Raw genomic sequence first — 16,233 nt, forward strand, 5'->3', positions numbered from 1 at the left:
AGGGAGAGGGGCCGGGGGTGGTCGCGTGAGCGCTTCAGGAGTGTCTGAAATAAACAGACGTTCAAGACTTGTCGCCCCTGGGATCCAGCTTAACCTCTGCACTTTTCCAGCTCAGCTTGGAGTTGAGGTAGAAGTTCCAGAATACAACAATGCCGATCGCAATTAGGTTGGCCAACAGATAATGAATGCCCAAGCGCTCGCTTAGCAAGATCACCAGTGAAGAGTTAAGAAACAAGCCGATCAAGCAGATGACATTAAACTTTACCAGCCGCTTCAGGCGATTCAAGAGACCCGGCTGCAATCGGGTAACATGGCGAAATGTCCACAGATCGTTCCACAGGAAGTTATTGAGAATGGCCACTTCCGAAGCGATCAGCTTACTCGTGATGAGATCCCATCCTAAGTTGTCCGGATCGTGTAACAAATAGAGCAAAACCATGTCCACCACAGTGCCTGACAGGCCGACTGTGCTGAAGCGCAAAAAGGATCCCACCTGTCCTAGCGAGAAGCGCAGGTGGATGAGATGGTGGAGATACTGAAGACAGGTTTGCAGTTGAATTTTGCTCTCGCCGTTTTGGCGCTCCTGAAAGATGTAGCCGACTTCAGCAATGGTTGTCACCCGGCCCCGTGCCAGCACCTCGATCAGCAGTTTGTAACCCTTGGGGCTGAGCGGGATCCCGGCAATAGCCTGGCGTCTGAGGAGGAACAACCCGCTGAGAGGATCCGACACCCGCCTGAAAACCCCTGGCAGCAAAACCAGCCCGATTGCTTGAGCTCCCCGAGAGACGAGGCGCCGGCCCAAGTTCCAGTGGCTCACCCCCCCCGACTCCACGTAGCGGCTGCCCACCACCAAATCTGCCCCTCTCTGCATGAGCGGCCACAGTTTGAGGACGATCTCCGGCGGATGCTGCAGATCCCCATCCATCACCCCCAGCACCTCGCCGCGAGCAGCTTGCCATCCCCGCAATACGGCTGTGGCCAAGCCCCGTTCCCCCTGGCGGCAGATAACTTTGAGTTGGGGAAACTCCTCTTGCAATTCCTGGGCCAACTTGGCAGTGTAATCTGGGCTGTTGTCATCCACCACGATCAGCTCATAGGCTCCGGGTAGAATCGCGTCGAGGTGGGCGCACAACTGGCGAATCAAGCTGCCAATGCTGGAAGCTTCGTTGTAGGTGGGAATGACCAACGAAAGTTGAACAGGGCTGGGGTGGGATAGAGATGGGATCTGAATGGGAACTCCAGAAGCTTTGGGATGGGTAGATGAAGCAGGAGCTACATGGGGCATAAAGACTCTGTCCCGCTGACGCGAACAGGAGGCCATCCAAAAAACAATGGCAGGGGATCCCAACTCTGGGCCGTCTTGACTTGATCCGCAATTAATCCCTTATCCTACCGATGGATCAGCTTCAGGACTAGACCTTTCTCTACCTACCCAGCGATTCGCAAGGGTGCGCTCGGCTGAGAGGAGCCGGTGGGCGGGGGCATCGACATCGGCATTTGTGCCTGGTCAGGCTCCGGCAGCGAGGGGGCAGGGGTGACGCTGGGATAGGGGATGCGCTCGTGGTTGGATTCCCGCCACACCTCTACAAAAGCGTCTGCCACCACCTCCAAATCCTGCAGCGTCAGGCCGCTATCGACCAGTTGGCCATCCTGCCAACGGGCCTGGGCAATTTTGCGGACAACAGCCTTGGCCCGCTCAACCACCTCAGGGCCAAAGCCGTCGCTCAGGGTCATGCTGCGCAGGGCCGCCTCACAAGCATCGGCAAGCATTACCACCCCTGTCTCCTTGCTCTGGGGGATGGGGCCATCGTAGCGGAACAGCTCCTCGGGCACCGACTGATCCCCGGCTTTCATCTGGGCTTGATGGTAAAAGTAAGCAATCAGGATCGTCCCCTGGTGCTCAGGGATAAAAGCTTGGACAGCGGTGGGCAGATTGTATTGCTTGGCTAGGCGCAGCCCATCGCTGACGTGGGCCTTGATGATCTGGGCGCTGCGATAGGGATCGTCCAGTTGCGTATGAGGGTTGAGGCCGCCCATCTGGTTTTCGATGAAGTAGCGGGCCTGCAGCATTTTGCCGATGTCGTGGTAGAGGGTGCCGGTGCGCACCAGCTCCACGTTAAGGTTCAGCTTCTGGGCAGCTCGTTCCGCCAAGGTGGCTACAAACAGGGTGTGCTGGAAGGTGCCGGGGGCTTCTGCCGCCAGCCGTCGCAGCAGGGTGCGGTTGGGGTTGCTCAACTCGATGAGGCGAATGGGGGTGGCCAGGTCGAACAAGCGCTCCAGGTAGGGGCTGGCTCCCAGCGCCACAATGCTCCACCCCAGCGTGATCCCTCCCCCCAAGGCCATCGCCAATAGGTCGATGCCGCCAGTTGTGGTCAAGCTAACAGCCGCATAGGTGAGCATCTGCACCGCCGCCGCCCCTCCTCCCAACAAGGCCAACTCTTCCCGAGAGCGGGAGCGCCCGGCCAGGGCGCAGGCCACCACACTGCCGGAAAGCAAGGGTGCGAAGGTGAGCAGATTGGCAGAGGAGACCAACGGCAAAAGTAACGCCTGTCCCACCACCACCACCAGGCCCAGCCCTGCCCCGTAAAAACTGCCCAGCAACAGCCCCACCGCCGGCAAGGAGCTGAACTCCAGCTTGAACAAAGTTGCCACAAGCGGAGCAGTCAGGGAAACCATCAGGATCAACACCCGATCCCGGCGGCGCAATCCCGGCTGCAAGCGTTGCTGCAAGGGGACGAAAATGGCCAAGCCCAAGCCCATGACGCCAGCCACCCCCACCAGGCCCCAGATGTTGATCCCGCGCTGGGTAAGACCAAAGTGATCCAAAATGAGAAAAATCTCGGGGGTGATGATCTGATCTGCTCGCACAATCACCTGGTTTTCCGCAACCGAGATCAGGACGGGCTCAACTTTTTCCAGCTCGGCGCGAATGCGCTGCTCGGTGCGCTGGGGATCCACCTCCACGTTGGGAACAAGCACCTGCTGCAGCCACTGATAGACCAGCGCCTGTAGCTCCTGCCGCTGGGCGGCACTGCCTGGAAAGGCCAGCTCGTCCAGTTGGGCTTGGATCCCTTCAGCGCGCACCTCGCGGGGCAGGCCATCCACAATGCCTATCTTCTGCAGGCGCTCCAAGACCCGCCGGCTCAGTCCCTGGAGCTGCTGCCACTCAGTCTCTGTTAAGTTGAGAACCGTGGCCGGGACAGGGGGGGTGAGCTGCTCCAGAGCCGCCAGAGCCCCTTGGTAGCGCTGTTGGGCCGCTTCCACCTGGGCAATTAACTGGGTATAGGGATCCGTGGCCGCCGTCTGAGTGGCCGCCCCATCCAACCAGGCCCGCTGCCAAACCTCGACCAGCTCTTGCCGGGCCCGCTGCTCTGGAAAAAGCGGCTCCAGACGTCCAGCAACCTTTTCCGACAGAGATTGAGTGGCTGCACGGGTGCGGATGGCCTCTTGTCGGACACGAGCCTGAAAGGCTTCCCACTCTTCTGGGGCAAGCTGGCGCAGGTAGATCTGCGTTGGCAGAGATAGCAATTGGACAGAAACATAGGGCAGAGAACCTGCCTCTTGTCGGATGGCCTCCGCCGCTGCCAGGAGAGCCTCCAGATTTTGCCGCATGCTCTCGTTGGCGGTGCTGTTGATTTTGAGGGCTTGCACCACGCGCCGTCGCGCCTCGGCCTGCCGGGCCTGGGTGGCCTCCACATCTTCGATCTCTGCCGCAGCAGGAGCGAGGAAGGTTTGCGGGGAGCGGCTGCCGACGGTCAGTTGCGGCTCGTTGTAGTAGCGGACCCCGTGAACAGCAGTGAGGGAGAGAAGCGCTAGGGCATAGCCGGCAACCCGCTCCGGCAGGGGGGGCCTGCTCTTGCGAGGAGAGGCTGCCTGGCGTCGCCGAGTCCAGTGTTCCACGATGGGGCTGAGCAGGTTTTTCATGCGATTTGCCTGGCAGCGTCTTTCTCTTTTCTATCCCCTTTTGCCCCCCTAGCCCAGGAGATAGCCTAGTCGCCAATGGTAATCTGCCCAATCATGCCCGCTTCGGCGTGGCCGGGAATGGTACAGGCCAAAGAATAAACTCCAGATTTCAGGGGAATAAACTGCCACTCCACTGCCGCACCTGGCTTCAGCTCCAGTTCTCGGATCTGGCCCTTAATTTCCACACCGGCCACTTCCAACTTGCGAGTCCAAACGGCATCGGCAAAATCTTTGGCGCTGAAATAGTGCTTCAACTGGCTGGGGTTGCTCAAGTGCAAACGGTAGAGGTTGCCGTTGCGAAAAAAGAGCTCCTTGGGCACAAACACCAACTGGTTATCGGCAGTACCTAACTCGACAGCTTTGTCCTGGGGCGTTTGCCGCGACAGATCCCGCGCCCAGGCCGGATGCGGGATCCCACCGATCGACATCCCCAGACAGAGGCTCAATATCAGGAGATAACGCAACCCACGCAACATAACCCCAACATGGAAACTCGGCCTGAAAACCCAAGATAGCAGCTCAAGCGGGAGTGAAGAGATCTGCGCCTTGGCAGAGCTGCACCGTCGGGACTGGCCCGCCCACTTCCAGTCGTTCCATCGCCACAGCGGCAACGTAGCCCTCGGCAACCCGCAGGGGCAGGGTCAGCCAGCAGGGATCCCCGGCCCCGGCCCTGGCTCCGGCCAGCCCCACGCCCATGGCTTTCAGGAGAGCCTCTTTCTGCGTCCACAGCTCCAGGAAAACCCTCTCCCGCTCTGCCGGTGGACAGGCCAACAGACGAGCCTGCTCGGCGGCGGAAAAATAGCGTCGGGCAATGCGTTGCCAGCGGGGCACGGGTCGGATCCGCTCCAAGTCCACGCCAATTCGACGCTGCAACGTCAAGCCAACCAGGATCCACTCGTGGGAGTGGCTGAGGTTGAACTGCAGCGGTAGGGGTGGATCCCGCCAATAGGGCTTGCCGGTGGAGCTGTGGTCGAGGGGGATCGCCCGGGGCGGAATGCCGCTGTAGCGGCTGAGCAAGCTGCGCAACCCAAGACGACCGGCCAGAAAGCGGCACCGATCCGCCGGCAGTTGTAAACGCTCTGCCCGCCGGCATTCCCCAGGAGAAAGCATGTCGAGCTGGGGAAGCAACTGCTCCAACGGGGGTACGCTCCACAGCCAAAGGTGCGCCTCCCACTTCCCCGGTAACGGCTGCAGGGATCCCGCCGGGGAAGCTGCTCTCTCGTTGCAGTTGGGTATGGACAGTCCTAGAGAATAAGGATGCGGTAACATGACCTTGAATTGGTGGGGTTGGCAACACCACCTAGACAGTACACCCCTTCCTGCAGGCGCCCGCGAGGCTCGGCCCGACCTGATGTCCTCTTTCCACTATCCACCCCGCCCAGACCGTGTCCGCGCCGCTCGTCAGCAGGCCATTCGCCAGGGGATCCTCTGGCTGTTGTTGGGATTCACGGCTGTGTTGGCGGGCTCTGCCGGTGCCTTCTTGGCTGTGATGTTGCCCCGTCAGGTGATCCCCACTTCCCTCACTCCCAGCGAACAAGAAGCCTTCCGTCCGGATGCTTTGCGGGCTGCCGCTCTGGATCGCTCCTTGCACATTCTCATCCTCGGCACCGACAACCCGGATCCCACCCTGCCCTTGTCCACAGAACGGGAGCGTCTCAACACCCGCACCGACACCATCCTCTTGGCCCGTTTTGATCCACAGGCGCAGCGGATCACTGTCCTATCCATCCCTCGCGATACCCGCGTGCGCTTGCCTGGCTTTGGTGTAACCAAGATCAATGCGGCCAACTTGGCAGGGGGCCCGGCGCTGGTGGCCCAGGTGGTCAGCACCTTGCTGGGCGGGATCCCGATTGACCGCTATGTTCGCCTCAATACCGAGGCCCTGGAAGCTTTGATTGACGCAGTGGGGGGTGTGGAGGTCTATGTGCCGGAGCCCATGCACTATGTGGATCACACGCAGCAGTTGTTTATTAACCTAGAGCCTGGCTGGCACCGCCTCAATGGCGAACAAGCCCATCACTTTGCCCGCTTCCGCCGCGACCACCTGGGCTTGGGGGATATCGGTCGGGTACAACGGCAACAGGAGCTGCTGCGGGCCCTGAGCCGGGAACTGCTCTCCCCTGCCGTCTGGCCGCGCATCCCGAAGGTTTTGCAGGTCGTCCGCACCCACCTGGAGACCAACCTCACCTGGGAAGAGGTTCTGAGCTTGGCCAAGTTCGTCCTCACCTCTGGGGACGATCGCATCGACCTGGTGCTGTTGCCGGGCCGCTTCAGCCAGCCGGGAGAGTTTGCCACCAGCTACTGGCTGCCAGATTTGGCCGGGATCCGCCGCCTGGCCGTGACCCACTTTGGCCTGGAGGCGGAAGTAGCTCCCATCTCGCCGCACCGCCTGCGCATAGCTGTGCAAAATGCTACCGGAAAGCCGGGGATGGCCCGCCGCATGGTGCAAGAACTGGTTCGACAGGGCTATACCCAGGTTTTTGCCGTCGAAGACAGCCCCCAGGTGTTGCCGCACACGGAGATCCTCGCCCAAAGCGGGGATCGGGAAGGAGCCAAGCAGGTTCGCGCTGCCCTTGGCCTGGGAGAGCTGCGGGTGGAATCCACCGGCGTTCTCAACTCCGACGTCACCATTCGCGTTGGGCAAGATTGGGCCCACCAGCTTACCCTTGATATCGACCAGGCGCAGAGTCCGGCCAGAGGGGCTCAGCTCTAGAGCCGGTTCGGTTGCGGGTGCGGATTTCTGGAAAAAGTTCAGCTTGTCGGGGCCTTTGCTACCTCTGTAGATTGGCACTGAGCTTGTTGAAGTGCCGAGCCATCTATGACTGTGCTGGAACAGGGATCCATCACCATCCACACCGAGAACATTTTCCCCATCATCAAGCAGTCTCTCTATTCGGATCGGGAGATTTTTTTGCGGGAGCTGATCTCCAATGCTGCCGATGCCATTGCCAAGCTCAAGATGGCCAAACTGGCCGGCGAAGTGGCGGATCCCCCGGAGCCGGAGATCGTGATCGCGCTCAACAAAGAGGCCAAGACCCTCTCGGTCAGCGACACCGGCATCGGTATGACTGCCGAAGAGGTAAAAAAGTACATCAACCAGGTGGCCTTTTCCAGCGCTGAGGAGTTCCTTCAAAAGTACAAAAGCAAAGAGGCAGAACAGGCGATCATCGGCCACTTTGGCCTGGGATTCTATTCCTCTTTTATGGTGGCGCAGCGGGTGGAGATCGACACCCTTTCCTATCAGCCCGGCAGCACGCCTGTGCAGTGGTCTTGCGACGGCAGCCCAACTTTTACCCTTTCCGATTCGCAGCGCTCCGCCATCGGCACCACCGTCACCCTTTACCTCAGCCCGGATAGCGAGGAGTATCTGGAGCCAAGCCGCATCCGCGAATTGGTGCGCAAATACTGCGACTTCATTCCCGTCCCTATTAAACTCAACGGAGAAGTCATCAATCGCCAGAAGCCCCTCTGGAAGATTCCTCCCTCTGAGCTCAAGGATGAGGATTACCTAGAGTTTTACCGCTACCTCTATCCCTTCCAAGAGGATCCCCACTTCTGGGTACACATCAACACGGATTATCCCTTCATCGTGCAAGGGATCCTCTACTTCCCCAAGTTGCGCCCGGATATCGATCCCACCAAGGGCCAGGTCAAGCTATTTTGCAACCAGGTTTTTGTCCAGGATAACTGCGAAGAAGTCATTCCCAAATTCCTCCTGCCTCTGCGCGGTGCCATCGACAGCCCAGATATTCCCCTCAACGTCTCCCGCAGCTTCCTGCAAAATGATCGCACCGTCAGGCGCATCGGGGATCACATCGCCAAAAAGGTGGCGGATCGCCTCAACGAGCTTTACAAAGAAGACTATGAAAAATATGTCAAGGTCTGGCCCGATATCAGCCTCTTCATGAAATTTGGGGCGATGAACAACGACAAGTTCTTCGCCCAGATTAAAGACATTCTCATCTTCCGAGTGGCCGGATCCCCTGCCGATAAACCGGAGTACGTGACCCTCAAAGCATACCTGGAGCGCACGCGGGAAAAGCAAAACAAGCGGGTTTACTACGCCACCGACGAAGCGGCCCAGAGCGCCTACATCGACCTGCACCGCTCCCAGGGCCTGGAGGTCATCATGCTGGATAGCTGGATCGACAGCCATTTCAGCAGCTTCCTGGAGCGGGAGTATCGGGAAGAAGGGATCCAATTTAAGCGGGTGGATTCCGAGCTGGACGAGACGCTGATCCAGAAAGACAAAGCTGCCGATCTCGTCGATCCGGTAACACAAAAAACCCGCAGCGAAAAGCTGGTGGATCTGTTCCGTCAGGCTTTGGGCAAAGAGAAGCTGCAGATCAAAGCCGAGGCCCTCAAGTCTGAGTCGGTTCCGGCCATGATCCTGCTGCCGGAGGCGCTGCGGCGCCTGCAGGAGCTCAATGCCATCCTGCAACAAAAGCCCATGGAGTTTCTGGAAGAACACACCCTGGTGCTCAACACCGCCCACCCCTTGATCCAAAACCTGCAGGCTCTGGCCGAGGAGGGGCGGGATCCAGAGCTGGTCAACCTTATCTGCAACCACATCTACGATCTGGCGCTGATTACCCAGAAAAGCTTTGACCCCGCAGCCGCACGGGCCTTTGTGCAGCGTTCCAATGAGGTGCTCACCCGTCTAACCCGCCGTCAGTAGGCGGCACTCTCCAAAGTTACCCCCGGCTGCAGCGCCTCTGCTCCACCGGGCAGAGAGGGACGGGAGGCCGCTCCATTGTTGCCGGCGCTGTTGCTCCCTTGCAACAGGGGAGCCACTTGGCGCATCAGGGTGGCCATCTCCAGGGCACTCATGGCGTATTCCCAGCCTTTGTTGTTCTTGATCCCGGCCCGCTCCAGCGCCTGCTGCAGAGTATCGGCGGTGAGGATCCCGAAAATGACTGGCACGCCGGTGCGAAAACTCGCTGCCGCGATCCCCTTGGCCACCTCTGCCGCCACATAGTCGAAGTGAGGGGTTTGGCCGCGAATTACTGCCCCCAGGCAGATGATGGCATCGTAACGGCGGGACTGGGCCAGTTGGTGGGCTACCACAGGCACCTCAAAGCTGCCCGGCACCCAGTAGTAGTCCACCTGCTTGCTCTCCGGGCCGACATCCACACCATGCCGCTTCAGCCCGTCCTGGCACCCCTCCAACAATTTGCCGGCAATCAAGTCGTTAAACCGACTGATAACAATCGCCAGACGCAGATCCGCCGTCTGAACAAAGTTGCCCTCGTAAACTGCCATCTACACTGCTCCAGACCTGAAAGACAAGCGGGTCGACCAACACGGCAAAACCGCGCTTTCCCATCCTAGTTCACTCCCCTACCTCAAGCTCCGTCAAAGGACGGGGGACAGGGGTTTGCCTTTCCCCGGGGAGATCTCGCCAAAACGCATAGATCAGGGCTTATGATTTAGTAGTGAACCTTTAGTTTTTCCTAATTGTCCATGAAGGCCATTACCTTGCACCAACTGCAAATCTTCGAGGTTGCCGCTCGTCACCTGAGCTTTACCCGGGCTGCCGAAGAGCTTTACCTGACCCAGCCCACGATTTCCATGCAGATCAAGCAATTGAGCAAAGCCGTGGGGTTGCCGCTGTTTGAGCAGGTGGGCAAGCGGCTGTATCTCACCGAAGCGGGGCAAGCTTTACACCAAACCTGCAACAAAATTTTCGAACAATTGAATCAATTCGAGATGACCCTTGCCGACCTGAAGGGGTTAAAACAGGGACGGCTGAGCATTGGGGTGGTCACCACCGCCAAATACTTTATTCCTCGTCTTCTGGGGCCATTCTGTCAGCAGTATCCCGGTATCGACGTCGCCCTTAAAGTGATCAACCGCCAGCAGGTTTTGGAGCGGCTCGGCCACAACATGGACGATCTCTACGTGATGGGGATGCCGCCGGAAGATTTGGATGTGGTGGCGCAACCTTTTCTGGAAAACTCTTTGGTAGTTATGGCCCCCATTCATCATCCGCTGGTGGGCCAAAAGCGGATCCCTCTGGCGCGCATTGCCCAAGAACCCTTCTTGGCCCGCGAACCCGGATCTGGAACGCGCATGGCGGTGGAGCGGCTTTTTGACAAACACAACTTGAAGTTAAATATTCGCATGGAGATAGGCAGCAGCGAAGCCATTCGCCAAGGCATTGTTGGTGGACTGGGCATTTCGGTTTTGTCTCAGCATGTGTTGGCTTTGGGGGGATGGCAACATCATCTGGCTATTTTAGATGTGGAAGAGTTCCCCATTCGGGGGTTTTGGTATTTGGTCTATTTGCGCTCCAAGCGCCTTTCGGTGGTGGCCAAAGCTTTTGCCGACTTTCTGCTTTCACAAGTTTCTCAAATGGATTTGGACTTTGTGGCTAAAGATCAGCACAAACCCAATTCCAATCCCAGTCTGGATCCGCTTTCTGGCAAAGAGGCCGAACCATAGCCGAAACCTCTTGTTGCAACTCCGGAACGCCTTCAAGGTCACGGGTAAAAAATACTCGCAAAAAGGCCAGGTAAGCCCGCGCCCACTGGTCCTCGGGATCCAGCTCGACAATTTGTTGAAAATGCCGCTGGGCTGCTTGTGGCTGCAGCAGCACTGCCAACATGAGGCCCAGTTGGTAGTGGCTTTGGATTTGCCGGTTCACTCGACCCTGGGCAGCGGCCTGTTGCCATTGCCCCTCTAGCAATTGGCGTGTCAGGGTGCGATCGGGATCCGTCAGAAAAGTCGGGTATTGCAGGGTTGTCCAGGCATTGAGGTAAAGGGAGAGAGTTTGCAGATCCCCAGCAGCAGCAGCTCTGGCCGCCTCTTGGAGAGGAAACAAGGGATCCATCAAAAAAAGGGATCCCTCCTTTTGGAAGCTGAACAGGAATCCTCTCCAGGGCTGGTGGAGGGCATGGCGGATCCCATTGGGCAACTGCCATTCCAGGTGGAGAAAGCTCCCCTTCGAGAAGTCGGCTGTGGGCAGCGTCAGGATCTCTTCCACCAGCCAGACACCCGTTGAGCTGAGCTGCAGGCGGTTCTGCCCCACCACCCAGGCGCGCTCGGCCAACACCTGCCCTTGGGAATCTTCCAGCCACGCCCAGGCCAGGGTTTGGGCCAACTCCTGAGCCGGGCCTTGCCAGCGCAGCCGCCAGGCCGGGATCCCCAGCTCCGACAGCGCCTCAACCTCCACCAACTCCACCTCCCCAACTTCAAGAGGCGACTCCTGCACCGTCACCCGTGGCCGGCGGGGAAAATAAGTCTGCAGCCGACCCACGCTGGGCAACTCCACCCCAGGTTCTTGTCGCCAGTCTGGGCTGCTGCGCAGGTGCTGCCGGATCTGCTCCTTGGCCGGGCCGTAGGGGCCGACAATTCCCTGTTCCCCCGCAGCATCTACAAACCCGTCCAGCAAGGATAGCTCCAGTTCCGGCCAGGGGGTTTGCCCGGCAGCGCGGAACGTGACCGGCCAGCGCTGGAGAGCCGCCAAGTAAGTCAGCGTTTCCGAAGAAATGAGCTCGGTGTTGGGAAGAACGCCCAAGGTGGTGGTTAAACCCGGCTGGAGCAACGTCTCAATCCACTGGGTCAGCTCCTGGGCGGGGCGCTGCCCCTGCCACTGCATCGGGATCCCCCTCCAGAGAGGGGCCACGCCTGGGGTGAGGGGCCGACCCAAGCTGGCCAAGGCCAAGCAGCCCAGAACCAGCCCCGCGCAGGCTCCCCTTTGCAAAGCCCACCCGCCCCAGCGCTCCCCCAGCCACCGATAAGCTTTTTGCATCCCACCTGCCGACAACACCGCCAAAAGGGGCAACAGGGGTAGGGTAAAGCGCACATCTTTAATATCCACCACGGTGTAAAGAAGATAGCCCGAACTGTAGGCGGCCCACAGGACTGCCTCTCGCCGGTCCAGGGATCCCAGCAGCGTCAGCAGCGGCAAGGGGCACAAAAAAGGGCTCATCTGCAGGGGCAACCAGCGCAAGTAGGCAGTCCACCAACACAGGGATCCAGCCCCACAGGTGACGTAGTAGTGGGCAGTACTGGCATAGCCCCACCCATTGCTGAGCACAAACAGCCAGTTGGCTCCGTACCAAGGCCAACACAGCAGCAGCGTCACAGCCAGGCCCAACCCCATCTGGGCCACAGGGATCCCTTTTTGCCACCCCACCGCTTTTCTGCTGCGCCAGAAAGCCTGACCTGCAGCCCCCATCAGAGGCAGCAGCAAAAACAGCACCCCTGTCCACTTGGTCAGCAGCACCGCCGCCACCCCCGCCCCCACCCCCGTCGCCCCCCGCCAGGACGGCTCCTCCGCATAGGCCCACAGCGCGCAAAAAGCCAGCGTCACCGCCACCACCAGCGGCAGCTCCAGCATGTAAACATGAGCCAAAGCCGTGATCCCCGGATAAAGGAGTACCAGCGCCGCCGCCAGCCAGCCCACTTCCCAAGAGCGATAGACCCGCCGCCCCAGCCGCTGGGTTGCCAGGATCAGAACCCCCAGCAACACCCAATTGAGCAATTGCCCGTCAGCACGGCCGAACGGATGCAGAGCTGCCAACGGGATCCCCAGCCAGTAGGCCAAAGGCGGGTAGCGCTGGTTAAGGTGGAGCAACTGCTGCCACCAGATCTTTTCCCAGCGAAACCGCCCCAGGTGAAGCCCAAACGCCTGCGCCTGCAGCAGATGCTGCGCCTCATCCCAGGCCGGCGGCAAGGGATCCGTCCAATTCCAAATCACCAGCAGCAGCAGCGCCGCCATCCCCAGCCCGGCCCAGGCCTTGAAAAAAGGGATCCCCAACCGCCCTCTTTCCCCCGCTAGCCGGCTGGATGCCCTCTCCATCGCCACCTCACCTTAGCCCTGCTCCCCAACGCTACACTCAACTTGGGCTGCCCTCAGAGATCTAGAGACATCTTGGCCCCGCGATCGACAAAATTACCCCGCCTTCCCATGACCGCTTCACTCGCTGGCCCCACAGGCGTCTGGATCCTCCCCGATCAACTCCATCCCCAGCAATCCGCCCTCGCCTCCCTCTCCGCCCTACCCCCTCGCTGCGTTCCCATCATCCTCATCGAATCCCACACCTGGGCCAGCTCCCGCAACCACCATCAGCAGAAATTGGTGCTGGTGTGGTCGGCCATGCGCCACTTTGCCCAAGAACTGCAACAGCGGGGCTACCCGGTCACCTATGTGGAAGCCGACGGCTATGCCGAGCCCCTGCAAACCTGGGCCAAGCAACAGCAACTGCGGCAAATCCGCCTCATGCAGCCCGCCGATATTCCCGTCCGGGATGAGGTAGAAAAGCTGCGGTCTGCCCTCCCCTGCCCCCTCCTGATCCTGGAAAACAACCACTTCCTCTGGACAGCTCGCCAATTTATCGACTGGGCCACAGGCCGCAAGCGCCTGCTCCTGGAAGACTTTTACCGCGAAGGGCGCAAACGCTTCCGCATCTTCATGGACGGCTCCCAGCCCCTCGGCGGGCGCTGGAACTACGACCGGGAAAACCGGCAGCCTCCCCAGCCTGGCCGGCGCTACCCGCCGCCTCTGACGTTTCCTCCCGACGCCATCACCCAGGCCGTGATCACAAAAGTCAAGCACCATTACGGCCATCACTTCGGATCTTTAGAGGGATTTGGCTGGGCTGTCACCCGTGCCCAAGCCCTGCAAGTGCTCGAAGACTTTATCCGGCACCGCCTGCCCCACTTCGGCCCCTGGCAAGACGCCATGCAAACCGGCGAGGACTTCCTCTACCACTCCCTGCTGTCCCCTTACCTCAACTTGGGCCTGCTCACCCCCCATGAAGTCATCGCCGCCGCCGCACAGGCCTACCATCGCGGCGGGATCCCTCTCCCTTCGGCGGAAGGCTTCATCCGCCAGATCCTGGGCTGGCGGGAATACCTGCGCGGCTTCTACGAATACCAAATGCCCCAGGGCTATGCCCAGAAGAACTTCTTTGGCCACTACCGCCCCCTGCCGGACTTTTTTTGGACGGGCGAAACCGACATGGCCTGTCTGCGGCACACCCTAGGGCAAATTCGCCGCCATGGCTATGCCCACCACATCCAGCGACTGATGGTTCTCAGCAACTTTGCCCTCATCAGCGGTATCCAACCCCAAGCGGTGGAAGCGTGGTTTCACGACGTGTTCATCGACAGCTATGACTGGGTGATGCAGCCCAACGTCATCGGCATGGGCCTTTTCGCCGACGGGGGCATGCTCTCCACCAAACCCTACGCGGCCTCCGCCCAGTACATCCGCAAAATGAGTGACTACTGCCGCCATTGCCGCTACAATCCCAGCGAAAAGATGGGCGAACGGGCCTGTCCCTTTAACACGTTTTACTGGGACTTCCTGTTGCGTCAGCACTCCCTCCTAACTCCTTTGGGCAGGATGAAATGGGTACTGGCCCATCTGGATCGCATGGAACCAGAGCTAAAAGCCCAAATCCAGGCGCAAGCCGCCGCCTGGTGGGATCCCTGGCCATCTATGCCCAACGAACAGAGTTCATCTCCGTTGCAATCTGTCTGAGTCTAAATGGGTATCCGAAGGTATCCGGTAAAATTGAGGCACCCCCTCTCCACCTGTCGCTTTGTCGAGGATCACCAGCCATGAAATGTCCCCGCTGCAGCAAACAAGAAATCCGGGTTTTGGAATCTCGTTCGGCAGAAGGCGGCCAGAGTGTGCGGCGGCGGCGAGAATGCATGTCCTGCGGCTACCGCTTCACCACCTACGAACGCATCGAGTTCATGCCCATCATGGTCATCAAACGGGATGGATCCCGCGAAAGCTTCAATCGCAACAAGATCCTGCAGGGGGTGATGCGCGCCTGCCAAAAAACCCCCGTCACCGTCAGACAGATGGAAGAGCTGGTCAACGAGATCGAAGAAAAACTGCAATTGGAAGATGCCCAAGAGGTAACCACTCTGCGCATCGGCGAGATGGTGCTGGAGCGCCTGCAACACCTGAGCGAGGTGGCCTATGTACGCTTTGCCTCCGTCTACCGCCAGTTTCAGGGTATAAAAGACTTCGTCAACGAGCTGGAACAGTTGGAGCCACCTCTTCGACAGAAGCTGGAGCGGCTGCTGCGGGACTCTTCCGCCTCAGATTCCGAATCCCCAAGTTCCCCAGACTTGGTGGGGGGATATTCTTGACAGACTTCCCGTAGCCAAAGCCAGAGACTTCGCGGCGCTTCTCGGTAACTCAGGAACGATAGCCGCCAACAAGCCCAGGCGATCCCCTGGGTCAGCGAGAAAAGGGCGCTTATGGGTGAGAAAAATTGCTGTAAGAGGTCGCCCATTGCAAAGGCTTAGCGGTATGCTTGGGGTAGCAATCGCTGCTCACACTAACCCTAGCGCTGCACATCCTCAGACTATCGATGTTCAGCACTACCCCTAAAGAGCCCCCGTGTGTCTCAGCCCTCTGTCTTTTCAAGTCAATCCCAACTTATGCAATACGATTTTCGGGGTTCTACCCCCTCTGGCACTCGCAACGGCAACCTCGGTGGTTTGCCTCGCAGCGGCTTTCGCTCCCCTGCCCCAAGAGAGACGGGGCCAGGAGTCGTACCGATGCAAGCATATCAACAAGTGGCCGAAGAGTTGGAGGCCGCCCGTCAGCAGGTGAGTCGGCTCTCCTCCGAAAACCAGCGCCTGCGCGCTTTGCATCAGCAGTTGTCTGGAGAGATTGCCGCCATCGGCCAAGAGTTCCAGGGGCAGTTGGGCCAGGCCCTGAAGCGCCTACAGCAAATCAGCCTACAGCTTGCTGATGCCACTGGGGCTTCTGGAGCATCTTTCCAGCAGGACAGTTCGATTGCCGATCCCAGCCAACCGGAAACTCCCCCCAGCTACGATTTTTTGAATCGCCTCAAGCGCCGCCAGGCCCGCAGCGAGACCTCTTCCTTCTCGTCCAATAGCTTTGCCTCGCCCCCCTTGGACTCTCTCCGCCGCTCTCCACCTTCCACCTGCCTGCGCCAAGATAACTCCCGCACCGGGTATCAGGTTCCTTCCCTGGACGAGTTGATGCAAGATCCAGTCGGCTCAGATCCCTATCTCGGCGAGGCAGACTCCTTTTCCCATCCCAGCGGCATCTACCAGCGGGTACGGGAGCAACATCACGGATCCCAGGGATCTCCCGTGCTTTGGATGGCCGCCGCAGTCCTTTTGGTGGTTGGTTCTTTCGGACTGGGATTTCTGGCTGTACAGCCCTTCTTGCGCAACAACCCGCCACCTGTGCAGGCGCCCTAAAGTTATGGAAGGACTAGCCCCCCCGTTGGGTGGTGGGGGGGCAGAGGTGAGCCTGGCACCGAGCTA

At 59.5% G+C, this 16,233-nt stretch carries 12 protein-coding genes; 6 read left to right on the forward strand and 6 right to left on the reverse strand.

Going from position 1 to position 16,233, the window contains the following annotated elements:
* Nucleotides 1–61: 61 nt before the first annotated feature.
* The 4 genes from NW853_RS10345 to NW853_RS10360 all read right to left on the reverse strand — a co-directional run bounded on the left by NW853_RS10345 (nucleotide 62) and on the right by NW853_RS10360 (nucleotide 5,100).
* Nucleotides 62–1,285, reverse strand: a complete 1,224-nt coding sequence (locus tag NW853_RS10345; protein WP_414334934.1) for a glycosyltransferase — start codon at nucleotides 1,283–1,285, stop codon at nucleotides 62–64.
* A gap of 143 nt (nucleotides 1,286–1,428) precedes the next feature.
* Nucleotides 1,429–3,924 carry an HD family phosphohydrolase gene (locus tag NW853_RS10350; protein WP_414348972.1) on the reverse strand — a complete coding sequence of 832 codons (2,496 nt, stop codon included), beginning with the start codon at nucleotides 3,922–3,924 and terminating at the stop codon, nucleotides 1,429–1,431.
* A 65-nt stretch (nucleotides 3,925–3,989) separates the two neighbouring features.
* Nucleotides 3,990–4,391 carry a plastocyanin/azurin family copper-binding protein gene (locus NW853_RS10355; RefSeq protein WP_414337750.1) on the reverse strand — a complete coding sequence of 134 codons (402 nt, stop codon included), beginning with the start codon at nucleotides 4,389–4,391 and terminating at the stop codon, nucleotides 3,990–3,992.
* A 91-nt stretch (nucleotides 4,392–4,482) separates the two neighbouring features.
* Entirely contained in the window at nucleotides 4,483–5,100 is a 618-nt protein-coding gene (locus NW853_RS10360) for a 4'-phosphopantetheinyl transferase family protein (protein WP_414334937.1), read from the reverse strand.
* A gap of 130 nt (nucleotides 5,101–5,230) precedes the next feature.
* Between NW853_RS10360 and NW853_RS10365 the strand changes: the two genes are divergently transcribed.
* Nucleotides 5,231–6,676 carry an LCP family protein gene (locus tag NW853_RS10365; RefSeq protein WP_414348973.1) on the forward strand — a complete coding sequence of 482 codons (1,446 nt, stop codon included), beginning with the start codon at nucleotides 5,231–5,233 and terminating at the stop codon, nucleotides 6,674–6,676.
* Between the two features lie 105 nt (nucleotides 6,677–6,781).
* Nucleotides 6,782–8,641 (forward strand): molecular chaperone HtpG, encoded by a 1,860-nt coding sequence (gene htpG, locus NW853_RS10370; protein ID WP_414348974.1) that lies wholly within the window; start codon nucleotides 6,782–6,784, stop codon nucleotides 8,639–8,641.
* Here the strand turns inward: htpG and ribH are convergent.
* Nucleotides 8,635–9,225, reverse strand: coding sequence for a 6,7-dimethyl-8-ribityllumazine synthase (gene ribH / locus NW853_RS10375; protein ID WP_414334940.1), 591 nt, complete (start codon nucleotides 9,223–9,225; stop codon nucleotides 8,635–8,637). The genes htpG and ribH overlap by 7 nt on opposite strands.
* Before the next feature lie 201 nt (nucleotides 9,226–9,426).
* On the opposite strand from ribH, the gene NW853_RS10380 reads away from it, so the two are divergent.
* Nucleotides 9,427–10,407 carry a LysR substrate-binding domain-containing protein gene (locus tag NW853_RS10380; protein ID WP_414348975.1) on the forward strand — a complete coding sequence of 327 codons (981 nt, stop codon included), beginning with the start codon at nucleotides 9,427–9,429 and terminating at the stop codon, nucleotides 10,405–10,407.
* On the opposite strand, the gene NW853_RS10385 is transcribed toward NW853_RS10380, so the two are convergent.
* Complete coding sequence (locus NW853_RS10385) at nucleotides 10,337–12,769, reverse strand: phospholipid carrier-dependent glycosyltransferase (protein WP_414348976.1); 2,433 nt, start codon at nucleotides 12,767–12,769, stop codon at nucleotides 10,337–10,339. The two genes, NW853_RS10380 and NW853_RS10385, sit on opposite strands and share 71 nt — an antisense overlap.
* 108 nt (nucleotides 12,770–12,877) lie before the next feature.
* Between NW853_RS10385 and NW853_RS10390 the strand changes: the two genes are divergently transcribed.
* From NW853_RS10390 to NW853_RS10400, 3 genes are all read left to right on the forward strand, one after another.
* Nucleotides 12,878–14,455, forward strand: coding sequence for a cryptochrome/photolyase family protein (locus tag NW853_RS10390; protein WP_414348977.1), 1,578 nt, complete (start codon nucleotides 12,878–12,880; stop codon nucleotides 14,453–14,455).
* Between the two features lie 80 nt (nucleotides 14,456–14,535).
* A complete protein-coding gene (gene nrdR, locus NW853_RS10395) occupies nucleotides 14,536–15,078 on the forward strand; it encodes a transcriptional regulator NrdR (protein ID WP_414334944.1) in 543 nt (180 codons plus the stop codon).
* 414 nt (nucleotides 15,079–15,492) lie between these two features.
* Nucleotides 15,493–16,167, forward strand: a complete 675-nt coding sequence (locus NW853_RS10400; protein WP_414348978.1) for a WXG100 family type VII secretion target — start codon at nucleotides 15,493–15,495, stop codon at nucleotides 16,165–16,167.
* Nucleotides 16,168–16,233 lie beyond the last annotated feature (66 nt).

The organism is Synechococcus sp. H55.11 (genome assembly GCF_047462475.1).
GTDB lineage: Bacteria > Cyanobacteriota > Cyanobacteriia > Thermostichales > Thermostichaceae > Thermostichus.

Coding starts and splice junctions, on each gene's coding strand:
- NW853_RS10390 (WP_414348977.1), top strand. CDS start 12,878: ATGACCGCTTCACTCGCTGGCCCCACAGGCGTCTGGATCCTCCCCGAT.
- NW853_RS10380 (WP_414348975.1), top strand. CDS start 9,427: ATGAAGGCCATTACCTTGCACCAACTGCAAATCTTCGAGGTTGCCGCT.
- NW853_RS10385 (WP_414348976.1), bottom strand. CDS start 12,769: ATGGAGAGGGCATCCAGCCGGCTAGCGGGGGAAAGAGGGCGGTTGGGG.
- ribH (WP_414334940.1), bottom strand. CDS start 9,225: ATGGCAGTTTACGAGGGCAACTTTGTTCAGACGGCGGATCTGCGTCTG.
- NW853_RS10365 (WP_414348973.1), top strand. CDS start 5,231: ATGACCTTGAATTGGTGGGGTTGGCAACACCACCTAGACAGTACACCC.
- NW853_RS10355 (WP_414337750.1), bottom strand. CDS start 4,391: ATGTCGATCGGTGGGATCCCGCATCCGGCCTGGGCGCGGGATCTGTCG.
- nrdR (WP_414334944.1), top strand. CDS start 14,536: ATGAAATGTCCCCGCTGCAGCAAACAAGAAATCCGGGTTTTGGAATCT.
- htpG (WP_414348974.1), top strand. CDS start 6,782: ATGACTGTGCTGGAACAGGGATCCATCACCATCCACACCGAGAACATT.
- NW853_RS10400 (WP_414348978.1), top strand. CDS start 15,493: ATGCAAGCATATCAACAAGTGGCCGAAGAGTTGGAGGCCGCCCGTCAG.
- NW853_RS10345 (WP_414334934.1), bottom strand. CDS start 1,285: ATGCCCCATGTAGCTCCTGCTTCATCTACCCATCCCAAAGCTTCTGGA.
- NW853_RS10350 (WP_414348972.1), bottom strand. CDS start 3,924: ATGAAAAACCTGCTCAGCCCCATCGTGGAACACTGGACTCGGCGACGC.